The organism is Flavobacterium muglaense, assembly GCF_014305155.1.
Taxonomy (GTDB): Bacteria; Bacteroidota; Bacteroidia; order Flavobacteriales; family Flavobacteriaceae; genus Flavobacterium; species Flavobacterium muglaense.
The window spans coordinates 1-6242 of sequence record NZ_JACRUK010000086.1 but is presented as its reverse complement, the minus strand read 5'-3'; the positions used below and the strand labels follow the sequence as shown (position 1 = coordinate 6242).

Annotated in this window: 8 protein-coding genes; all 8 read left to right on the top strand. The window is 29.4% G+C overall.

Features of this window, described 5'->3' with window-relative positions; all coding sequences use genetic code 11:
- Window positions 1-149: 149 nt before the first annotated feature.
- The 8 genes from H8R24_RS17515 (at window position 150) to H8R24_RS17480 (ending at window position 5528) form a co-directional block, all read left to right on the top strand.
- Entirely contained in the window at window positions 150-710 is a 561-nt protein-coding gene (locus tag H8R24_RS17515; protein ID WP_187021648.1) for a hypothetical protein, read from the top strand.
- 11 nt (window positions 711-721) lie between these two features.
- On the top strand, window positions 722-1021 hold the full coding sequence (locus H8R24_RS17510) for a hypothetical protein (protein WP_187021645.1): 300 nt from the start codon (window positions 722-724) through the stop codon (window positions 1019-1021).
- Between the two features lie 268 nt (window positions 1022-1289).
- Window positions 1290-2141: an alpha/beta fold hydrolase gene (locus H8R24_RS17505; RefSeq protein WP_187021643.1), complete on the top strand. Its 852-nt coding sequence runs from the start codon at window positions 1290-1292 to the stop codon at window positions 2139-2141.
- 1 nt (window position 2142) lies between these two features.
- Window positions 2143-2613 (top strand): RNA polymerase sigma factor, encoded by a 471-nt coding sequence (locus H8R24_RS17500; RefSeq protein ID WP_089080335.1) that lies wholly within the window; start codon window positions 2143-2145, stop codon window positions 2611-2613.
- Entirely contained in the window at window positions 2603-3199 is a 597-nt protein-coding gene (locus tag H8R24_RS17495) for a hypothetical protein (RefSeq protein WP_187021640.1), read from the top strand. Before H8R24_RS17500 ends, H8R24_RS17495 begins: the two co-directional genes overlap by 11 nt.
- Before the next feature lie 174 nt (window positions 3200-3373).
- Window positions 3374-4270 carry a hypothetical protein gene (locus H8R24_RS17490; protein ID WP_187021638.1) on the top strand — a complete coding sequence of 299 codons (897 nt, stop codon included), beginning with the start codon at window positions 3374-3376 and terminating at the stop codon, window positions 4268-4270.
- A 233-nt stretch (window positions 4271-4503) separates the two neighbouring features.
- Window positions 4504-4956, top strand: coding sequence for a nuclear transport factor 2 family protein (locus H8R24_RS17485; protein WP_187021635.1), 453 nt, complete (start codon window positions 4504-4506; stop codon window positions 4954-4956).
- Between the two features lie 179 nt (window positions 4957-5135).
- On the top strand, window positions 5136-5528 hold the full coding sequence (locus tag H8R24_RS17480; protein WP_187021632.1) for a hypothetical protein: 393 nt from the start codon (window positions 5136-5138) through the stop codon (window positions 5526-5528).
- Window positions 5529-6242: the final 714 nt, after the last annotated feature.

Here is a 6242-nt window from a genome sequence, read left to right as displayed (position 1 = left end):
CGTTTTTTATTCGTATTTTCGTATAGCCAAAAATAATCGTCTTCGAAGTCCGCAACAGACTACAAGCGTAGACCGTTGTGCGACAGCTTGGTAGAACGAACCGAAACTGCCGACGACGTTTTTTTAATAAATTCTTAAAAATAAATTAAATGCAATTAAAAGGGAAATTAAAACATCATAACATTTTTATAAACTGTAGTGTACTTATTTCAAATGGCAAAATATACGAAATAGACATTGATAAAGTTGGAGCTTATGATTTAATTTTATCTATTAAAGATTTCAGTTCCGATTATGTATTAGAAAAAAATATAGACATTAAAAACAATCCTTTTAATTCTAACTACATTTTAAAATGGTTTGGTGGCGAAAAATTTCCATCTTTAATTTATTTAAAGTTAAACTGGATTGAAAAATGTAAACTAGATTTTGCAATGAATGAAACTCTAATTCAGTCAAAAGACATTAAAATTGAAATATTAAAATATTTTATATTAGCTTTTTTAGGTTTTTTGGGAGGAAAATTTATTTACGACAAAAAAACAATTGAAAATAAAACTCCCATAACAACTCCCAAAAACGAACCAACAATAGGAACTAAAAAATCTTTAGAAACCAAAATCCTTAAAATGGATAATAAAAAAGATACTATCATAGTAAATAATTTAAAAAATGCTTCTCACTTTAAAGGCGAAGAAACTAAACCTTAATAACTTAAAAAATGAATGAATTTGTAATATTTATAATTGGTGTTGTAATTTTGATTATCAACGTTTATTTTACTCGTTGGGTTTTTAGAATTGACGAACTTATTGAAACTCAAAAAGAACAAGCGAGATTGCTAAAATTAATCTCTGAAAAAATACAACGAAATACAAACGTTACTTTTGAAACACAAAATCCTAAAAAATTAGATTCTTCAAAATTTGCATTCGACAAAAATGTTTGTCCAGCTTGTCAAAATCCACTTTATGAATTTGATAAAAAATGTTCAAATTGCGGATTAGTAATAACTGAATAAAAAAGAAAGCCGATCGCACAACAGCAGTTACACGAGATTTGGGTTTTTGGCTAACTCCGAAGCTGGTTTTGTGTCTGAAAGTTCAGTCTTTAACCGAAAGTTTAGGTGTACTTTTTCCCAAACCTCGTGTAGCTGCGAAACGTTAGCGGAAACCCTACAAGACCACTCAAAAAACTAACACCTTTAAAATTTTGCTATTGTTTTTTTAAGTTCTGTAACATTTCAGAATATCTCGTATCTAAAAGACGAACAATTAAATAATAGTAAAATGAACAGATTAAAAAGTGCAATCATATTGCCCCTATTTATCGCTTTATGCGTAAATACTTTTGGACAAAACAAAACAAATACCTTTGAGGTAGTTAAAAGCGGACAAGGTAGTAAATCAATAATTTTCATTCCAGGTTTTTCCTGTTCAGGCGAAGTTTGGAACGAAACAAAAACAAAGTTTGAGAAAGATTATACTTGTTACACATTAACAATGGCGGGTTTTGCAGGAGTAAAACCACAACCAAACTCTTCATTTAAAAATTGGGAAACCAGTATTGCCAGTTACATAAAAGAAAATAAAATTGACAAGCCAATTATTATTGGACACAGTATGGGTGGTGGTTTGGCTTTGGCACTTGCATCAGATTATCCAGAACTCATTGAAAAAATTATTATTGTAGATGCACTTCCTTGTTTGCCTGCCTTGATGAATACAACTTTTAAAACAGTAGAAAAACAAGACTGTTCAGTAATATTAAATCAGATTAGTTCAGCAACGAATGAGCAATTTTACCAAATGCAAAAAATGTCAATTCAACAACTTGTTGCAGATACCTCAAAAAGAGAATTGGTGATAGGTTGGAGTATGAAATCAGACAGAAAAACTTTTGCTGAAATGTACTGTGATTTTTCAAACACAGATTTGAGAGAAAAGATTAAGAATATTAAATGCCCTACTTTGATTTTATTGGAGGAATATTTTAAAAATGTAAAACCTGCCATAGAAGAGCAATATAAAAACTTAAAAACAGCCAACTTGCAGTATTCCAACAAAGGACTGCATTTTATAATGTATGACGACAAAGAATGGTATTTTAGCCAGTTGAATAATTTCATTACAACGAAATAAAATGGTATTTGAAGATATATATAAAGCGTATTGGCAAAAAATATTTCGTTTGTGTATGGGTTATATAAATGACTACGACCTTGCACAAGATATGGCACAGGAAACATTTATTATCGTTTGGCAACAACTACCAAAATTTAGAAATGAAGCCAATATTAGCACTTGGATTTTTAGAATTGCTTCTAATAAATGCCTACGACAAATTGAAAAACAAAACCGTTTCCTAAAAGCAGAATTGCCAATCAATTTGAAACAAGAAAAAGAAGAAAATATTGAACCTCAAATTCAATTTTTATATAAGTGTATTTCGGAATTGCCAGAAACAGACCGTATCATTATTTCACTAGAATTAGAAAATATAAAACAATCCGAAATAGCCATTATTGTTGGACTTTCAGAAGTCAACATAAGAGTGAAAATTCATAGAATAAAAGAAAAATTAACTCAAAAATTTAAAGAAAATGAACAGTAATATAAATTTTAACGAATTGTGGGCAAAGCAAAAAACAGGAGAGCCTAACAAAGAAGATTTGTTGTCGAAAATAAATAAATTCAAAAAATCCAATTTAAAAAGATTAATCATAACAAACCTTTTACTAATTATAACCTCTTTATTTATTATTTTCATTTGGGTGTACTATCAACCACAAATGATTACAACAAAAATAGGGATTATATTAACTATTTTGGCAATGGTAATTTTTGTAATCGCATACAACCAAAGTTTTGCACTTTTCAGAAAAACAACTAACACACAAAGTAATAGTGAATACTTAAAAAACTTAATAGATATTAAAGCAAAACAACGATTTATGCAAACTACAATGTTGAATTTATATTTTGTTTTGCTTTCAACAGGAATTGGCTTGTATATGTACGAATACACACAACTAATGACAGCTTTTTGGGGAATCTTTGCTTATGGGATTACTTCAATTTGGATTCTATTTAATTGGTTTTATTTAAGACCAAAACAAATTAAAAAACAACAAACTAAATTAGACGAAATTATTGGTAAATTTGAAATGTTAAACGAACAACTTAACGAAAAAAAATAAGGGCATCCGCTAACAGCAGTTTGCAAAAATGGCGGGTATAGTGCTTTTTTAGAGACTTTCGTGCTTATTGAAAGTTCAGGAATTTTTAGTAACTTTAGTGCTGAAAAGCCGCCACTTCTGCAAGCTGCAAAACGTTGGCAGACATAGTAGCAGAACTGACGAAAAAGCAGAAATATGAAAAACATAAAATATGTAATTTTTTCCTTTTTTATATTAATTAGTTGCAATAAAAAAGTAAGAGAAAAAACAGAAAGTAAAATCACAAAAGATTTTACTACTATAAGTTATCTTGATTTGAAACTTGATAAAAATGGACATTTACCATCAAATCCATATATTTTAAAATTCAAAAACGGAAAAAAAGAAATAGTTTTTTGCGGTGTTGAACATTTAACCAATAATAGCGATATCGAAAACAAAATGTTTACAGAAATAGAAAATAAATTTTATACGTTTCATCCAAATATTTGCATAAATGAAGGCGGAGATATTTCTCAAAAAAAATATCTTTCGAAAAAAGATGCGTTACAAAAAGATGGCGAAATTGGCTTAACAAAAATAATGTCAGATAGTTTGAAAATAAAAACTATTAATGGCGACCCAAATGCTGAATTTGAATTTGCTCAACTTTTAAAACATTATTCAAAAGGAGAATTTCTAGCATACATTATAACTGAAAGATTGATGTGGAGTTTATTTGGAGAGAAAGTTTCCGACGAAGATGAAATTGAAAAAAGATATAATCAATTCGTAGAAAATTACATAATCAAAAAAGGAAAAGTAAATTTAAGTGTTGAAGAACAAAAGTTTAGTTTTTACAAAGTAAATTATCAAAAATTAGTTGGTCGTGAATTTAATATAAATGATTTGAAACCAACAAATCCATTCGACGCAAAGGGAAAATTCCAAGAAATTGGAAGAAAATCAAAAAACATAAGAGACCAATTTCTGCTAAAAAAGATTGATAGTTTACTAAATGAAAATGATAAAATTTTTATCGTTTTTGGCGGTTGGCATTTATTAACTTGTGAACCAGGATTAAAAGAAATAATTGAACGAAAAAGAAAATAACTACGATCTGCCAACAGCGATTTCAAGAAATGGCTTGGCACGGGATTTATTTGGAATGATAAAGGTTTTTAATTTAAAGTTTTCTTTATATTTGTGAAGGCTTGGTCTTGGTTGGTCGCCACTTCATGAAGCCGCAAACGTTGGCAGACAGGCAACCAAAAAAACTTAAAAATCGAATTAACATAAAATTAAAAAACTTTTAACTAATTTTGAATCAACTAAAAAAAACAGAAATGAAGAAATTAGCGATAATAATTTTAGGAACATTAATAATTGTATCTTGTAATAATCAAAAAAAGCAAAGTATGAACTCGACAGAAAACGAAAAATTAGTAAAAACATATTTTGAGCATTTTAACAATCACGATTGGGAAAAAATGGCAAATATGTATGTTGAAATTTCTGAATTCAAAGACCCAAGTTTAGGAAAAGGAATTGTGAAACAGAATAGAAAAGAAATAATTGAGAAATATTCTGAACTAAACAAAATATTTCCAGATTTACACGATAAAGTTATTCAAACTTATTCATCAGGAGAAAATCATATTATTATTGAATTTATTTCTAGCGGAACTGCACCAGATAATTCAAAATTTGAATTGCCAATTTGTACAATTTTGACAATTGAAAACGGAATGATAACAAAAGATTTTACATATTTTGACAATTTTGAGGAAGAAAAATAAAATAAAAACAGCCCGATCTGCCAACAGCGGTTTGGCGCAATTGGGGTTTTAGGCAAACTTTAAAGTTGGTTTTGTACTTGGAAGTTCGGTCTTTAATTTATATACTTGGCTAACCAAATCCCCAACTGACGCCAAGCCACAAGACGTTGTATGCTATTGATGAAAAACTGAACGAATAGATGGAACAAAATTTATTTTCTAACTTAATCAAAGAATTTCTTGAAGCAAATTTCCCAGAATTTGTGCCAACAATAAATTATCAAAATGACGGCTCATTTGATTGTTCCTTAAAAAGCAATTCTAAAATATTTTCAATTTGGATTGCGACATATAATTCCGAAATAACAATTGGTATAGAAGATCCGAATGGAAATTCAGATATTCATACTCACATATCATGTTACGAGCTTGAAGACTTTCAATCTTGTGTTTCTGAACTTAGTCTATGTATCAATAATATCAAAAACGACAAATTAATTTTGTATCGAGATGAAAATGGAAAATATGATTGGGTAGAATTTTCTAAATTTAAAAATCTAAATAATTCAGAAAGATTTTATTGGAATACTTAATTTCAACAGCATACAACAGCGGTTTTAAGAAATTGGGGTTTTAGGCATAATTTAAAGGTAATTTTATATATTTGACTTCAGTCTTAATGGAATGGTTTGGGAACAAAAATCCCCAACTTCTTAAAGCCGGCGGGACGTTGTACGAGACTTATGCCTAAATTACGCAGAAAACACTTTTGCCAACTAAAAATATATTTCCGCAGGAACTTTTAAGTATTGTGTTTAGCCGAACTGTGCGCGTAGAATCTACTCAGCAGAAAAACCCGTGGAAACGGAACTTTGTCTAGCTTTTCACGCAGAATCTAAAAATTGAACTTAGCCGAACTTTGCGCGTAGAATAGAATCGGAAAGTTGAAACAGAAAATTGACTTTGCTAAAAGTGCGTGAAGAATTTTGTCTGAAAAGCGGAATCTGAAAACTAGACTTAGCCAAACTTTACGCTTAGAAAAATAAATAAGAATATTCAACTAAAAAAAAATTGATAATTAAGGTTTAATTTGTAATTTCGACTAAAATAAGCCTCGTACAACAACTGTTTTGAGTTAGCTGGAGTTTAGTGGAATTATCGTTTCGCATCAAGTTTTTGTTAAGCCGAAAAATTAGCGGTTACGAACTTCCAGCCACCTCAAAGCAGTATAACGTTGCAATATATAATCTTGCCGAGCTTTGCGCTTAAAAAAAAATAGAAAATAATCGTAAAGCAGAAAGTATTTT

Excerpts from the sequence above, each read along its gene's own strand:
- H8R24_RS17515 (WP_187021648.1), top strand. The coding sequence starts at position 150 with ATGCAATTAAAAGGGAAATTAAAACATCATAACATTTTTATAAACTGT.
- H8R24_RS17510 (WP_187021645.1), top strand. The coding sequence starts at position 722 with ATGAATGAATTTGTAATATTTATAATTGGTGTTGTAATTTTGATTATC.
- H8R24_RS17505 (WP_187021643.1), top strand. The coding sequence starts at position 1,290 with ATGAACAGATTAAAAAGTGCAATCATATTGCCCCTATTTATCGCTTTA.
- H8R24_RS17500 (WP_089080335.1), top strand. The coding sequence starts at position 2,143 with ATGGTATTTGAAGATATATATAAAGCGTATTGGCAAAAAATATTTCGT.
- H8R24_RS17495 (WP_187021640.1), top strand. The coding sequence starts at position 2,603 with ATGAACAGTAATATAAATTTTAACGAATTGTGGGCAAAGCAAAAAACA.
- H8R24_RS17490 (WP_187021638.1), top strand. The coding sequence starts at position 3,374 with ATGAAAAACATAAAATATGTAATTTTTTCCTTTTTTATATTAATTAGT.
- H8R24_RS17485 (WP_187021635.1), top strand. The coding sequence starts at position 4,504 with ATGAAGAAATTAGCGATAATAATTTTAGGAACATTAATAATTGTATCT.
- H8R24_RS17480 (WP_187021632.1), top strand. The coding sequence starts at position 5,136 with ATGGAACAAAATTTATTTTCTAACTTAATCAAAGAATTTCTTGAAGCA.